Genomic DNA, 13,438 nt, shown 5'->3' with positions numbered 1-13,438 from the left:
GGTTTAGGCTCAATTTCGCCATTCCGGCTTGAGAGCGCCGGCCGCAAAGGGGGACGTGAAATGGCGCAAGCACCGAAATCGAAATCCGCCGCCGCCGCGAAAACATCGGCGAGCAAATCCGCGAAGGCTTCGGGGAAGAAAGCGCCTGAGGCGCCGGTCGAGTCGAAGAAGGAAAAGGCCGCCGCCGCGCCCGCCGCCAAGAAGAGCGCGGAAAAGCCTGCGGCCAAGATTGCGGAAAAGACCGCGGCCGCGAAAAAGCCTGCGCCGAAGAAGACCGAGGCCGCGGCCCCCGCCGCCAAGACATCCGCCCCGAAGACTTCCTCTCCGAAGACATCGGCGCCGGCAAGAGCTGAGGCCAAGACGAAGACTGAGGCCAAGACAAAGGCCGCAGCAAAACCCGCGGCGAAAGCAGCGGAAAAGAACAACGCCGCCAGCAAGCCCGCGGCGAAGAAGCCGGCCAAGCCCATCGCCGCAACTCCCAAGACCGTTGTGAGTCCGAAGAGCCGCGCCAGCCAGAACGCCCGCACCAAGGCGGCCGAGCCGACCAAGACAAAACCCGCCGCCGCGAAAGCCGCGGCCAAATCGCCGGTGGCCACGGCGCCGGCGGCAAAACCGGCGGCGAAAAAGTCCCCCAAGGCGCCCGCCAAATCGGAAGCGGCGACGTCGGAGGCGGCCAAGCCCGTGAAGCCCGCCAAGGCGCCAGCGAAGAAAGCGAAGACGGAAGCCCCCGCGCGCACCGCCGCCGCGTCGCGCCGGGTCAGCAAGAAGGTGACGGAAGCCGCGCCGCCGCCGGCCAAACCCAAGGCGCCGCCGAAAGCCAGGGCGACGGCCAAGCCAAAACCCGCGCGCAAGCCGAAAGCGGCGGCTCCGGCCTCTCAGCCCCCGGAAAACCCGGAAGGTTGAGTCGATCGTCAAGGCTGCTCAGCCCTCACCCTGAGGGGCGCGCGAAGCGGGCGTCTCGAACGGCGGGGGCGGACCCGAAAGTTTCGTCTATTTCACCAGGCACTGCTCGGCAAAAGTTCGCCAGGTCAGGCCGGCCGCCTGGCCGGCGAGCTTCATCGCCCGCCATTCCTCGCCGCAGGCGCGCATTTTCGCCCGCGACGCGGGGGGAAGATTGTAGGGCTGCAGGCTCTGCACATCGACATCGACGGGCTGCCGCTCGGCGGGGGCCGCGGGCGTCCCAGTTTGCGGCGTCCCAGTTTGCGGCGTCGCAGGTTGCGGCGTCGGGGCCGGCGCCGGCGCGGTTTCCGGCGGTCGCGCGGGCGGCCTGGGCGCGGCGGCGGCAAGTCCGCAGGCGAGGATGGAGAGCAGGAGCGCGCAAGACAAGGGCCGGTGATTCATGCTTCCCTGCCGCTCGGCGCAAGTTGCAAAGGAGGGGTGGCGGAGACGGAGGGATTCGAACCCTCGATAGGGCTTTACAACCCTATAACGGTTTAGCAAACCGCCGCCTTCAGCCTCTCGGCCACGTCTCCAGCGCGGGCGAACGGGAATCCCGTCGCCATGTCCAGACATATGCCCGACGCCGCGCCGCTTGGCAAGCATTGAGGTCGGGCCGCGCCGCGATCTTTGACCATTTTTCGCAATGCGCGTGATTGCCGCTGTCCACTCGTTTAACTTGTGCTTAAGTAACACCGATGAGGACAGGCCGGGCGCGGGCCGCGCCGGCGGCGATCGCGGAGAGGTTTCATGGCTGGTCAGGCAGGGAAATGGCGCTATGGCCTGCTGCCCCTCGCCGCCTTGTGGGTTGGCGTCAACACGCTGGAAACCCCTCGGATCGAGGCCGACCTGAAGGCGCGCGCGCAGCGCGCCCTCGAAGTGCTCGGCTCGGTTGGCGCGCATCCGCATGTGGAGGGCCGCGACGTGACCCTCAAGAGCGAAACCGCCGAATCGCCGCGCGTGGCGCCCGCGCCAGAAAAGCCGGCTCCCACGGCGAAGGCGGAGCCCGAAGCGCCGCCGCCCGCCAAAAATGTTGCTCCGCAGCCTGCTGAAAAAAAACCGCCCGCCGAGGAGGCGCCCGTTCGCGCGGTCGCCGCGCCCTATCTGTTCCACGTCGAAAAAAGCGCCGGCAAGCTCGCGCTCAGCGGCTTTTACCCGGACGAGGACGCCCATGCGAAAATCCTCGCGGAAGCGACCAAGGTTTTTCCTGGACGCGAACTGGTCGACCGGCTCAAACCGGCGGGCGGCGCGCCCTCCGGCTTCGTCGAGGCGGCGCTGGCCGGCCTCGCCCAATTGGCGCGGCTGCGGTCGGGCGCGCTCGATCTGCATGACCGCGCCCTCCGCCTGAACGGCGAGGCGGCCAGCGCCGAAGCCGCCGACGAAAGCCGCGCGCGGCTCGAAAGCGTGCAACTCGCCGGCTATGCCGTAAACGTCCAGGTCGCGGGGCCGCCGCTCAGGGTCGCCGCCGCGCCGCGCGCCGCGCCGCCGCCCGTGGTGGTGAGACCGGCGCGCCTGGACCCGCGCGCCTGCCAGGCGGAGATGGCCGAATTGGTCAAGGAGGCGCCCATCGTCTTCCGCCTGGGCAGCGCGCTGCTCGATCCCGTATCGGCGCGCACGCTCGACGCCGTGGCGGAAGTGGCGAAGCGCTGCCCCGACGTCGATCTGGAAATCGCCGGCCACACCGACGACATCGGCTATATCAGCGAGAATCTGGAGCTGTCGCGCCGTCGCGCCGAATCGGTGCTGGTCTATCTCGTCGCCGTCGGCGTCGCGCCGCAGCGGCTGACGGCGGTCGGCTATGGCGAGACGCGGCCGCTGGTCGCCAATGTCAATGACGACAACCGCGCCCGCAATCGCCGCATCGAATTCAATCTTAAATAGGGGAGCGCCATGATCTACCTGTCTCAGACGCTTTATCCCTGGTGGCTGGCGGCGTTCGGCCTCGGCGTCGCCGCGTCGTTTTTCGCGCCGCGCGGCGACGAGAAAAACGCCCGCGCCTGGCTCGTGGGCGGCTTGTCGCTGTTCGCCCTCGCCGCCATGGCCGCGCTCGCGCATCTGGTTCCGGGCCGCGCCGGCCTCTGGCTGGACACCGGCGTGCTGGCGGCGGCGGCCTATGGCGTCGGCTGCCTGGTCGGCGCGGCCTTGGCCGCCCCCTTCCTGATCGGCGCCTCCGCGAATTCGGCGCCGGCGGCGAAACGCCGGCTGCAGGAGCTGCTGGCGACGCCCGTCGAGCCCGCGCCGCCGCCGGAGCAAAAGCCGTCCGACGATTCGGCGGTCACAGCGGCCGCGGGCGCGGTCGCGCAGGTGTTTTTGAAGCTGGCCGAGACCTCGCCGGCCCAGGCCGAACAAAAGGCCGAAGCGGTCGCCGCGCCGGCGCAGCCCGAACACACGCCCGAGGAGGCGGGGGCCAGCCGCGCCCACCCGAATCAAGTGGACGATCTGCGCCTGATCCGCGGCGTGGATTCCGCGCTGGCGAAAAAACTGCGGGAGATTGGCGTTCACCGCTTTGACCAGATCGCCGCCTGGGGGCCGGAGCAGATCGCGCAAGTCGCGGAAAAGCTCGGCGATCAACCGGTTTCGCCGCAACATTGGCCGGCGCAGGCGCGCCTGCTCGCCGCCGGGGCGCTCACCGATCATGCCCGCGCCGTGCTCGACGGCGAACCGCCGGCGCCCGCCGACGAGCATGAACTCGCCGCCTGGCTCGAAACCCTGCCGCAACCCGCCGCGCCCGGCGCGGGCGACGGATTTTACGCGGGATCGCGGCCAACAGGCTTTTCCGAGCCCCCGCTGGGCGAGATCGACGATCTGACCCGCTTGTCGGGCGTGGACGCCGAGGTTGCGGCGCGGCTCAACGGGCTCGGCGTCTGGACCTGGCGGCAGATCGCCTGCTGGTCGCCGGAGAACGCGCGCTGGATCGGGGCCTATCTCGCCACGCCCGGCGCCCCGGAGCGCGAGGACTGGATCGGGCAGGCCCGAATCCTGACCAAGACCGTGGCCCAAAACACGGCGCAAACCTTGGGCACGCCGGCCCCGCAGCCGGCCTGATCAAAATCATGTGCGTGGCTGTGGGCGGCGAGAAAAATCGACTTTGCCGGATTCTGGCCGATGCTATGTTCCTTGATGTGATTCTCGGTTAACGAGTCGGCGATTCGGGGTCCACCCGATGCCAATGATGTCGTGCATTAGTTTGGGAGCAGGTTCATTGGGGACCAAAGAACCGGCGGAACTCGCGTCTGGCGCGGGGCTTGATTTTAATTCGGAAGCCGCAGCGGAAATCATTGAGATTCGCGGGCGCATCAAATGGTTCGACATGGCCAAGGGATTTGGTTTTGTCGTGCCGGACAACGGCCTCGCCGATGTTCTCCTGCACGTCACCGTATTGCGTCGGGACGGTTTTCAGAGCGCGCCCGAAGGGGCGCAGGTGGTGTGCCACGCGCAGAACCGCTCGCGCGGCCTGCAGGTGTTCCGCGTCCTGACCATGGACGAGTCCACCGCCGTGCATCCCGCGCAATTGCCGATGGCGCGCACCCATTCGGACGTTGAATCGGTCGGCGGCTACGAGATTGTCGTGGTCAAATGGTTCAATCGCGTCAAGGGTTTTGGTTTCTTGACGCGCGGCGACGGCACCCAGGACATTTTCGTCCATATGGAAACCTTGCGCCGCTACGGCATCGCCGACCTCAAGCCCGGCGATTCGCTGCTGGCCCGCTTTGGGGCTGGTCCCAAGGGCATGATGGCGACCGAGGTGCGGCCGCTGGAAACCCGCCTGCCAAGCGCCCACTAGCGCGTTTGCAGGCCGGGGAGGAGTTTTGACATGCGTTTGGGTGTCTGCGTTGTCTTGGCGCTGCTCGGCCTCGCCCAGGCGCCCTCGCCATTTTCGTCCTCGGCCATCGCGCTGGAGGCGGGCGAGACGGCCACCGAGCCCCTGATCCTCGAGACCTCGGGCGGTCCCAAAACCCTGGACGTCGAGGTGGCCCGCGATCCCGCCGCGCGCGAGCGCGGCCTGATGTATCGCCGCTACATGCCGGAAAACCGGGGCATGCTGTTTGATTTCGGCCGCTCCGAAACCGTCCTGATGTGGATGAAGAACACCTATATTCCGCTCGACATGATTTTCATCAGCCGCGACGGCAAGGTGACCCATATCGAGGCGGACACCGAGCCTTTGTCGCAGGCGATCATTTCGTCGAACGGGCCGGCTTTCGCCGTGTTGGAGGTCAACGCCGGGGTCGCAAGCAAGCTCGGCCTGAAGCCGGGGGATGTGGTCAAGCACAAGATGTTTGCGCGCTGAGCGGAGGACCCTGGCTTGCCGCCAATCGCCGCGCGTGCTAGCGGAACGCGCATCGGGGTATAGCGCAGCCTGGTAGCGCGGTAGTTTTGGGTACTACAGGTCGCAGGTTCGAATCCTGCTGCCCCGACCAGCCGAACGTCATTTCGGCGCTGCGTATTGACAATGTCCATACGCCTATCCATTTTTCGTTCATGTCCAAGCCGAGCCGTCGTTCACCGTCTGGAATGGGAGAGGCCGCGACCACAAATGTCGAGGAGCCCGCGGCCGGTCATGCGAAGGGCAGCATCAATCTTCGGATCGAGGCGGAAACCCGGCAGCTCATCGACGATGCGGCGGCGCTGCTTGGCAAGACGCGCACGGAGTTCATGATTGAGAGCGCCCGGCGGCAAGCCATCGACGTCTTGCTCGACCAGCGCCTGTTCAGGCTCGAAAGCGAATGTTTCGATGCGTTCATGAACGCGCTCGACACGCCGCCCCCGCCGGGCCCGAAATTGCGGTCTCTGTTGCGCCGGGCGCCGGCGTGGCGAACCTAGGCGCGCAGGCGGGGACGCCGTCGCTCTCCGCTCCAGTCCCTCTCACCGCCGAGCACGACCTTTCCGGCTTCGATTGCGGCGAACCCGCATTGAACGACTGGTTGCGGGAACGGGCGTTGAAGAATGAAAGCCGGTTCTCGCGGACCTATGTCGTTTGCGACGGCCGCAAGGTTGTCGCCTATTTCTGCATCTCGGCCGGAGCGGTCGCGCGCGCCGCAGCGCCCGGCAAGCTGCGCCGCAATGCGCCGGACGCCATCCCGGTGTCGGTGATCGGGCGACTCGCCGTCAGCAGGGATCACGCGGGCAGGGGGCTTGGCTCCGATCTTCTGTCCGATGCGCTGCGCCGAATCGCGCTCGCCTCGCAGAGCATCGGGATTGGCGCGGTGATGGTCCATGCGAAGGACGACAAGGCCAAACGTTTTTATTTGCGCTGCGCCGAGTTCATCGAATACCCGGAGGACAGCCGCACCTTGTTCCTCCCCATCGAGACCATTGTCGCCGCCCTCAGCTAGGAAGGCCAACCCGCTTCACGGCGCGCTCTTGTACAACTGGCAATCCCGCTTCTCGGTCCGGCAACGGAATGCGGCGGACACCTCGTTGGCTTCCGAAATCGCCCGTTCCACTTCCCGCACCTGGCAGGCGCGATAGGCGGCAACCGCTGCGATATAATATTTCAATTCCTTGGCGCAGGCGACGCTCGCGGGCCCGGCTTCGGCGGTTTTGACGCAAGAGGGCGGATAGGGCGGCGGACAATAGCTCCAGCCCCAGCGATCCTCGGCGGCCGTTTGCGCGCGGGCGGAGACGGCCCAGGCGCAAACCAGGGCCAAAACCAACCAATCTCCGCGAATGAGGCGCATAAAAATCCTCCACGGGCCAATCTGGCAAATGTGCCTCGTCCGCCTCCCGTCAGGCAAGGCCCCAAGGCTATGCAAAAGGCGGCGCAGCGCATAGGCTGACGAAAGGTTCTGGAGATTTGCGCGCTTGCTCGTTCGCGTCCTCGCCATCTTCCTTTGTCTCGGCCTGTCCGCCCGGGCCGGCACGCTCGATGACATTTTGGCGCGCGGCGCCCTGGTCTGCGGGGTCAACACCGGCCTCGCCGGCTTCGGCCTGCCCGACAATCGCGGGGAATGGCGCGGGTTCGATATCGATTATTGCCGCGCCGTCGCCGCCGCCATTTTCGACGATCCGAAAAAAGTGCGTTTCACCCCGCTGTCGGGCAAGGACCGTTTTACGGCTCTGCAATCGGGCGAGATCGACCTTTTGTCGCGCAACACCACCTGGACGCAATCGCGCGAAGCGGGGCAGGGGCTTCTTTTCGCTGGCGTCAACTATTTCGACGGACAGGCTTTTATGGTCCGCAAGGCGCGCGGGCTCAAAAGCGTGCGGGAGCTGAACGGCGCCAGCATTTGCGTGCAGCAGGGCACGACCACCGAACTCAATCTCGCCGACGCCTTTCGAAAGTTCGGCATTACGGCGGAAACGGTGGTCTTCACCGGCGGCGACGAAGCGCTGAAAGCCTATGAGAGCGGGCGCTGCGACGCCTACACCACCGACGGCTCCGCGCTTTATGCGCAGCGTTTAAAACTGTCGGCGCCCGGCGACCACGAAATCCTTGGCGAGACCATTTCGAAGGAGCCGTTCGGTCCCGTGGTGCGCCAGGGCGACGACCGCTGGTTCAATCTGGTGAAATGGACGCATTTCGCTCTGCTCGACGCCGAGGAGCTCGGCGTGACCGCCGTCAATGTCGAAAGCCTGCGCCAATCCAACCTGCCGGAAATCCGCCGCCTGCTCGGCGCCGACAATGATTTCGGCGCCGGCCTCGGCCTGCCCAAGGATTGGGTGGTGCGCATTGTCAGGGCGGTCGGCAATTACGGCGAGATTTTCGAGCGCAATCTGGGCCAGGGCTCGCCGCTCAAAATTCCGCGCGGGCTCAACGCCCAATGGCGCGACGGCGGCTTGCATTACGCCCCGCCGGTGCGCTGATGACCCGCCGGATCGCGCTCCAGGCGCTTTTGCTCGCGATTGTCGCCGCCCTGTTCGCGGCGGCGGCCTTCAACGCCGCGAAAAATCTGGAGGCGCGGCACATCCCGACCTCCTTCGCTTTCCTCTGGCAGACCGCCGGCTTCGGCTTGAACCAGAGCGTCATTCCGTTTTCGCCGCTCGACAGTTACGCCCGGGCTTTGCTGGCCGGCGTGCTCAACACGCTTGTTGTCTCGGCGCTCGCGTCGGTCCTGGCGACGGTTGTCGGCTTTGCCATCGGCTTCGCCAGACTGTCCGCGCATTGGGGCTTATCCAGGCTCGCCGCCCTCTATGTCGAGACGTTTCGCAACATCCCGCTGCTGCTGCACCTGCTGTTCTGGTACATCGTCTTGTTGACCCCCTTGCCGCAGCCCGAGCAGTCGCTGTCCTTCGCCGGCGTGCTGCTCAACAATCGCGGCCTGTATTTTCCTTTTCCCGGCCTCGGCTGGCCAGCGTTCGACCCCGCCCGCAACGCCTTCAATGTCGAGGGCGGCCTGCGGCTGTCGCCGGAAGCGGCGGCGCTGATTTTCGGCCTGACCTTCTACACCGCCGCCTATATCGCCGAAATCTTGCGCGCCGGCGTTCAGGCTGTGCCGCGCGGGCAGAGCGAGGCGGCGCAGGCGCTGGGACTGTCGCCGGCGCAGACGCGGCGCCTGGTGATCATGCCGCAAGCCCTGCGCGTGGCGCTGCCGCCGCTGGTCAGCCAATATCTGGCGCTCACCAAAAATTCGTCTCTGGCCGCCTTCATCGGCTTCGCTGATCTGATGCAGGTGTCGGGCACGATCCTCAACCAGACCGGCGCCGCCTTGCAGACGATCGGCATCGACATGGCGCTCTATCTCGGCCTGTCCATGCTGACGCTGGCCCTGATGCGCCGCATCGAAAAGAACTCGGACTGGGGGGCGAAATGAGATTTTTCAGCCTCGTGGACCGCCCTCGTGCTTCGAGACGCGACCTTCGGTCGCTCCTCAGCATGAGGGCTACTTTTGTTGAGCGTCTCCCAGTAGCTCTCATGGTGAGGAGCCCGCGCAGCGGGCGTCTCGAAGCACGAGGGCGGTCCACGCATCGGCGGGCGCGCCGATGACCGATTTCCTCCGCGCCGACTTTTTACCGCCCCAGCCGCCGCCGCCGATGCGCGCCCCCGGCTGGCGCGCCAAATTGTTCGGCGATGCGCGCGCGACCGCGATCACCCTGGCCCTGCTGGTTTTGGCCGCCCTGGTCCTGCCGCCCGCCATCCGTTATCTGTTCATCGACGCCATCTGGAGCGCGCCTGACGGCGCCGCCTGTCGCGCCCCGGGCGCGGGCGCATGCTGGGCCTATATCGCCGCGAAAAGCCCATTCTTTTTCTACGGCGCCTATCCGCCCGCTCTCTATTGGCGCGTGAACCTCACTTTCGCCCTGGCCGCGGCGCTGATCGTCTGGCTGCTGCACCCCAAAATCCCCCGAAAAGGGCTGGCGCTCGCCGGCTTCTTCCTCGGCCTTCCCGTCGTCGGCTTCATCCTGCTGCATGGCGCGCCCGCGCTCGGCTTGTCCGTGGTCGGCACCAACCTCTGGGGCGGGGCCCTGGTGTCGCTGATCATGGCGCTGGCCGGCATGGCGGTGGCGTTGCCGGGCGGCGTGGCGCTGGCGCTGGGGCGCCGCTCCGAGTTGCCGGCTTTGCGCTGGCTCTCGATCGCCACCATCGAATTCGTGCGCGGCGCGCCGCTGATCGCGGTGCTGTTCATGGCCAATGTGCTGCTGCCGCTGTTCCTGCCGCCCGACTGGGCGCCCGACCGGTTGCTGCGCCCCATGGCCGGCATCGCCTTGTTCGCTTCCGCCTATATGGCCGAAGTCGTGCGCGGCGGACTGGCCGCCGTGCCGCGCGGGCAGGGCGAGGCCGCCGCCGCGCTCGGCCTTTCGCGCTGGCAATCCTTAAAACTGATCGTACTGCCCCAGGCCCTGGGCGCGGTGGTCCCGGGAATCGTCAATAATTTCGTCGCTCTGTTCAAGGATACGACGCTGGTCGCTATTGTCGGCCTGTTCGATTTCCTGCACGCCATCGATGTGGCGCGGCTCGATCCGGTCTGGGCGGGGCCGACCATCGCGCTCACCGGCTATGTTTTCGCCGCTTTGTTCTATCTGACCTTCTGTCTGGCGATGTCGCGCTATGCGGGCGGGCTGGAAAAGCGGCTTGCGGCGGCCAAGCGGTAGCTTGCGCTTCGCCGGGCGCCGCGTCTATAAGCGCCGCAGCCCATTTTCCCAGCAAAAGGAAGCGCCCCAAATGGCTCTCGAACGCACGTTCTCCATCCTCAAGCCCGACGTGACCCGCCGCAACCTCACCGGCGCCGTCAACGCCAAGATCGAGGGCGCCGGCCTGCGCATCGTCGCCCAGAAGCGCGTGCACATGACCCGCGCCCAGGCGGAAACTTTTTACGCGGTGCACAAGGAGCGCCCCTTCTTCGGCGAGCTGGTCGAGCAGATGTCGGCCGCCCCGGTGGTGGTGCAGGTGCTCGAGGGCGAGAACGCCATCGCCCGCTATCGCGAAGTGATGGGCGCCACCAATCCGGAGAAGGCCGACGCCGGCACGATCCGCAAGGAATTCGCGCTGAACATGGGCGAGAATTCGGTTCACGGCTCGGACGCCCCGGAAACCGCCGCGCAGGAAATCGCGCAATGGTTCGCCGGCAACGAGATCGTCGGCTGATCCAACTTCCAGGTTGCGACAGAGGGGCCGGACGCAAGTCCGGCCCCTTTCTTTTTGGTAAATGCCGCGATTTTTGACTCATTTCCGCCACATTTCAGCGGGCCAAAAACGCGCATTGAGGTGATTCGTCGCAGGCGCGAATACATGGCGACTCCGGCCGAGATGACGTTTTTGTGAAGTCGAAGTAAAGAAATCGCGGCTGCGCTTATTTGGCGAAAGCTTCCTGTGAGGTTTGAAGCTAAAGAATAAAATTCTGTGACAATCCGCCTCAGTATAGCGTGAAAAAACGGGTCTTCTTCGGGCCATATTCTGCCGGGATAAATTCGCTCATCATCAACAGCGAAAGGCTGATGCATTGAAGAGCATTTTGACCCGCACACTCTCCCTTGGAATTGTTTTCACCGCGGCGTCCATCGCGCCGCAGGCGCAAGCCCAGGCGCAGACCTGGTCAGGCAAGGCGTCCTATTATTCCGGTCGCGGCCGCACCGCGAGCGGTGGTCACGTCGGCGGCCACACCGCGGCGCATCGCACCCTTCCCTTCGGCACCAGGGTCATGGTGACCAATCTCGCCAACGGCCGTTCGACCGTCGTCACCATCAACGACCGCGGCCCCTTCGTGCGCGGCCGGGTCATTGACGTTTCCGCAGGCGCCGCCGGCGTCCTGGGCATGCGCGGCCGTGGCGTCGCCCCCGTGCGCCTCTCCACCCTCTGACAGGGGCAGCCTCCCCAAACCGCGACCAGCGCAGCTCGCCATCCCGCGTGACGAGGCGTGACGGCGTGCGGCCGTTTGCCCTCCGAAAGCCCAGCGCAAGCTTGGCGCCTATGCTTGGGGGATGGCGGCCAAAAAAGGCGGCCGGCTGACAGCAGCCGGACCGCGCGCCGTCGCGGAGGGAAAAATATGCTTGCTCGGACTCCGTCTGTCGCGGACGCCGCGGAAACCGCATATCCGGTGCGCGTCAAAGCGTGCGACGCGTCCCTGTCCGGGCTGTCGCCCGACGATTTCAGTTTTTCGGGGCGACCCGCCGCGCTGGCGCTGGCCTTCATCTCCCCGCATGTCGATTTCGCCCATGTGGCGGCGCGCCTGAAAGCCTTGGCGGGCTCGGCGCCGCTGATCGCCGTCTCCACCGCCGGCGAGCTGTGCTCGAACGCTGGCCCGCTCTACAAGCCGACGGGCGAGCGCTGGTCGAGCCTCACCGTCCAGGTTTTCCCGCCCGACCTGTTCGAGGCCGTCTCGATCCACAAGGTCGCCCTGCCCAAGGGCGAGGCGCGCAAAAAGCGCGTCGAGCGCATCGCCGCCGATCTCGCCCGCGTCGCGCCGCCGTTCCGCATCGAGGCGGAGCGGGTGTTCGCGCTGACCCTGGTCGACGGCGTTTCCGGCGCCGAGGACGTCTTGATGGAGGCGGTCTACCGCTCCGGGCGTTTTCCCTGCCTGTTCGTCGGCGGCTCCGCCGGCGGCAAGTTCGATTTTTTGGAAACCTCGCTGTTCGACGGCGGCCAGACGCTCCACGGCCACGCCGTGATCGCCTTCATCCGCATGGCGCCGGGCCGCCGCTACGGCGTGTTCAAGACGCAGAATTTCGCCAGGACCGGCAAGAGTTTCACCATCCTCGACGCCGATGCCGACGCCCGTGTGGCGCGCGGCGCGCTCACCGCCAACGGCCTCGACGTCGCCCCCTTCCTTGACGTGCTCGCGGCGCATTTTTCGGTAAAGCCGGCGGACGTGCCGGCCAAACTCGCGGGTCACACCTTTGGCGTCGAAGTCGACGGCGAATTGTTCGTGCGCTCGGTCTCCGGCTTCGACCAGCAGACCGGCGCGGTCAATTTCTATTGCGACGTCCACCCCGGCGACGAATTGCTGTTGCTCAAGGCCAATGATTTCGCCGGCCAGACCCGCGCCGACTACGAAGCTTTTTTGCGCGACAAATCGACGCCGCTCGGGCTGATCCTCAACGATTGCATCCTGCGCCGCCTCAACAATGGCGCCAATCTCTCAGCGCTCGACAACCTTTGGCGCGCCCCCGCCGCCGGCTTTTCCACCTTTGGCGAGCTGTTCGGCATCAACATCAACGAAACCCTGAGCGCCATCGCCTTTTTCGAGGACCGGCCCGGCCACAGCGACGATTTCCTCGACGCCTTCCCGATCCACTACGCCCGCTTCGTCAATTATTTCACCACCTGCGCGCTCAAACAGGCGCGCATGCTCAACACGTTCCGCTCCGGCATCATCGGCCGCATGGCCAGCCAGCTCGAATTCGTCAAGGAAATCGAAATCGCGCTCGAAAAAACCGCGGAAATGCGCGAGGCCATGGAGCGGGTGCGCGGCGCGATTTTCGCCTCGGCGAAGGCGGATTTTTCCGACGACAACAATTCCGCGCAACTTTCCACCCAGTTCAAATCCCTCGCCGAATCGATGTCCGGCCTGCGTAGCGTGCTCAGGGTGATCGACAATATTGCGGGCCAAACCAACCTGCTCGCCCTCAACGCCACCATCGAGGCGGCGCGCGCGGGCGAGGCGGGGCGGGGCTTTTCGGTGGTCGCCTCGGAAGTGAAAAAACTCGCGACCGACACCAAATCGACGCTGGCGCAGACTCAAGGCTCGATCGTCGGCATGGAGCAGTCGCTGACCCAGCTCGGCGGCATCATCGAGGGCGCGCGCGAGCGGTTCGAGGCCGAGGAGAAGCGCTATCGCGCCACGATCGAGCAGGTCGAAAGCCTGTTTTCGCAATCCGGCCTGATCGACCGGACTCTTGCGGGACTCGCCGACGCCGTGGCGAGCCAGCGTGTGGCGGCCAGCGAAATCCACCAGGATATTTCGAAGCTGCGCCGCATCGAGTGAGCGGCAAGCTTTTTCAGCAGCCCTTCAAGCAGCCCTTCCAGTAGCCCTCATGCTGAGGAGGCTCCGCAGGAGCCGTCTCGAAGCACGAGGGCGGCCCACGCCCGTCCGCGAGCCCGCCCTATGGCGTGACAAGGTGTCGC

General features: G+C 66.1%; 15 protein-coding genes and 2 tRNA genes. 14 read left to right on the top strand and 3 right to left on the bottom strand.

Annotation, left to right across the window (positions count from 1 at the left end):
* Positions 1-60 precede the first annotated feature (60 nt).
* Positions 61-903 carry a hypothetical protein gene (locus tag M2320_RS02110; protein ID WP_264595872.1) on the top strand — a complete coding sequence of 281 codons (843 nt, stop codon included), beginning with the start codon at positions 61-63 and terminating at the stop codon, positions 901-903.
* An 87-nt stretch (positions 904-990) separates the two neighbouring features.
* On the opposite strand, the gene M2320_RS02105 is transcribed toward M2320_RS02110, so the two are convergent.
* Entirely contained in the window at positions 991-1,341 is a 351-nt protein-coding gene (locus M2320_RS02105; RefSeq protein ID WP_264595871.1) for a hypothetical protein, read from the bottom strand.
* A gap of 37 nt (positions 1,342-1,378) precedes the next feature.
* Positions 1,379-1,472: transfer RNA gene (locus tag M2320_RS02100), tRNA-Ser, on the bottom strand.
* 214 nt (positions 1,473-1,686) lie between these two features.
* On the opposite strand from M2320_RS02100, the gene M2320_RS02095 reads away from it, so the two are divergent.
* The 7 genes from M2320_RS02095 (at position 1,687) to M2320_RS02065 (ending at position 6,272) form a co-directional block, all read left to right on the top strand.
* Complete coding sequence (locus M2320_RS02095) at positions 1,687-2,817, top strand: OmpA family protein (protein ID WP_264595870.1); 1,131 nt, start codon at positions 1,687-1,689, stop codon at positions 2,815-2,817.
* Between the two features lie 9 nt (positions 2,818-2,826).
* Positions 2,827-3,981: a hypothetical protein gene (locus tag M2320_RS02090; RefSeq protein ID WP_264595869.1), complete on the top strand. Its 1,155-nt coding sequence runs from the start codon at positions 2,827-2,829 to the stop codon at positions 3,979-3,981.
* 127 nt (positions 3,982-4,108) lie between these two features.
* Entirely contained in the window at positions 4,109-4,720 is a 612-nt protein-coding gene (locus tag M2320_RS02085; protein WP_184427452.1) for a cold-shock protein, read from the top strand.
* Between the two features lie 30 nt (positions 4,721-4,750).
* Positions 4,751-5,227 (top strand): DUF192 domain-containing protein, encoded by a 477-nt coding sequence (locus M2320_RS02080; protein ID WP_264595868.1) that lies wholly within the window; start codon positions 4,751-4,753, stop codon positions 5,225-5,227.
* Between the two features lie 53 nt (positions 5,228-5,280).
* Positions 5,281-5,357, top strand: a tRNA-Pro gene (locus M2320_RS02075).
* Between the two features lie 94 nt (positions 5,358-5,451).
* Complete coding sequence (locus M2320_RS02070; protein WP_264595867.1) at positions 5,452-5,760, top strand: DUF1778 domain-containing protein; 309 nt, start codon at positions 5,452-5,454, stop codon at positions 5,758-5,760.
* On the top strand, positions 5,748-6,272 hold the full coding sequence (locus M2320_RS02065) for a GNAT family N-acetyltransferase (protein WP_264595866.1): 525 nt from the start codon (positions 5,748-5,750) through the stop codon (positions 6,270-6,272). The genes M2320_RS02070 and M2320_RS02065 overlap by 13 nt, the downstream gene beginning before the upstream one ends.
* A 15-nt stretch (positions 6,273-6,287) precedes the next feature.
* Here M2320_RS02065 and M2320_RS02060 read toward each other — a convergent pair whose 3' ends face one another.
* Positions 6,288-6,617 carry a hypothetical protein gene (locus M2320_RS02060; protein WP_264595865.1) on the bottom strand — a complete coding sequence of 110 codons (330 nt, stop codon included), beginning with the start codon at positions 6,615-6,617 and terminating at the stop codon, positions 6,288-6,290.
* A 124-nt stretch (positions 6,618-6,741) separates the two neighbouring features.
* Here M2320_RS02060 and M2320_RS02055 point away from each other — a divergent pair, with 124 nt between their 5' ends.
* From M2320_RS02055 to M2320_RS02030, 6 genes are all read left to right on the top strand, one after another.
* Positions 6,742-7,743, top strand: coding sequence for an amino acid ABC transporter substrate-binding protein (locus M2320_RS02055; protein ID WP_264595864.1), 1,002 nt, complete (start codon positions 6,742-6,744; stop codon positions 7,741-7,743).
* Positions 7,743-8,690, top strand: a complete 948-nt coding sequence (locus M2320_RS02050) for an amino acid ABC transporter permease (protein ID WP_264595863.1) — start codon at positions 7,743-7,745, stop codon at positions 8,688-8,690. Before M2320_RS02055 ends, M2320_RS02050 begins: the two co-directional genes overlap by 1 nt.
* Before the next feature lie 169 nt (positions 8,691-8,859).
* The gene (locus M2320_RS02045) at positions 8,860-9,969 is read left to right on the top strand and encodes an amino acid ABC transporter permease (protein WP_264595862.1); all 1,110 of its coding nucleotides are present in this window, start codon (positions 8,860-8,862) and stop codon (positions 9,967-9,969) included.
* Positions 9,970-10,039: 70 nt separating this feature from the next.
* A complete protein-coding gene (gene ndk / locus M2320_RS02040; RefSeq protein WP_184427444.1) occupies positions 10,040-10,462 on the top strand; it encodes a nucleoside-diphosphate kinase in 423 nt (140 codons plus the stop codon).
* 367 nt (positions 10,463-10,829) lie between these two features.
* Positions 10,830-11,174: a septal ring lytic transglycosylase RlpA family protein gene (locus tag M2320_RS02035; protein WP_425540721.1), complete on the top strand. Its 345-nt coding sequence runs from the start codon at positions 10,830-10,832 to the stop codon at positions 11,172-11,174.
* A 186-nt stretch (positions 11,175-11,360) separates the two neighbouring features.
* Entirely contained in the window at positions 11,361-13,298 is a 1,938-nt protein-coding gene (locus M2320_RS02030) for a methyl-accepting chemotaxis protein (protein ID WP_264595861.1), read from the top strand.
* Positions 13,299-13,438 lie beyond the last annotated feature (140 nt).

It is taken from the genome of Rhodoblastus acidophilus (assembly GCF_025961575.1).
Taxonomy (GTDB): domain Bacteria; phylum Pseudomonadota; class Alphaproteobacteria; order Rhizobiales; family Beijerinckiaceae; genus Rhodoblastus; species Rhodoblastus acidophilus_C.
This window is presented reverse-complemented; position numbering and strand designations above follow the sequence as displayed.

What these genes read in the sequence shown, in the direction of transcription:
- M2320_RS02085 (WP_184427452.1), top strand. Translation starts at nt 4,109, where the DNA reads ATGTCGTGCATTAGTTTGGGAGCAGGTTCATTGGGGACCAAAGAACCG.
- ndk (WP_184427444.1), top strand. Translation starts at nt 10,040, where the DNA reads ATGGCTCTCGAACGCACGTTCTCCATCCTCAAGCCCGACGTGACCCGC.
- M2320_RS02095 (WP_264595870.1), top strand. Translation starts at nt 1,687, where the DNA reads ATGGCTGGTCAGGCAGGGAAATGGCGCTATGGCCTGCTGCCCCTCGCC.
- M2320_RS02110 (WP_264595872.1), top strand. Translation starts at nt 61, where the DNA reads ATGGCGCAAGCACCGAAATCGAAATCCGCCGCCGCCGCGAAAACATCG.
- M2320_RS02030 (WP_264595861.1), top strand. Translation starts at nt 11,361, where the DNA reads ATGCTTGCTCGGACTCCGTCTGTCGCGGACGCCGCGGAAACCGCATAT.
- M2320_RS02080 (WP_264595868.1), top strand. Translation starts at nt 4,751, where the DNA reads ATGCGTTTGGGTGTCTGCGTTGTCTTGGCGCTGCTCGGCCTCGCCCAG.
- M2320_RS02090 (WP_264595869.1), top strand. Translation starts at nt 2,827, where the DNA reads ATGATCTACCTGTCTCAGACGCTTTATCCCTGGTGGCTGGCGGCGTTC.
- M2320_RS02045 (WP_264595862.1), top strand. Translation starts at nt 8,860, where the DNA reads ATGACCGATTTCCTCCGCGCCGACTTTTTACCGCCCCAGCCGCCGCCG.
- M2320_RS02050 (WP_264595863.1), top strand. Translation starts at nt 7,743, where the DNA reads ATGACCCGCCGGATCGCGCTCCAGGCGCTTTTGCTCGCGATTGTCGCC.
- M2320_RS02060 (WP_264595865.1), bottom strand. Translation starts at nt 6,617, where the DNA reads ATGCGCCTCATTCGCGGAGATTGGTTGGTTTTGGCCCTGGTTTGCGCC.
- M2320_RS02070 (WP_264595867.1), top strand. Translation starts at nt 5,452, where the DNA reads ATGGGAGAGGCCGCGACCACAAATGTCGAGGAGCCCGCGGCCGGTCAT.
- M2320_RS02105 (WP_264595871.1), bottom strand. Translation starts at nt 1,341, where the DNA reads ATGAATCACCGGCCCTTGTCTTGCGCGCTCCTGCTCTCCATCCTCGCC.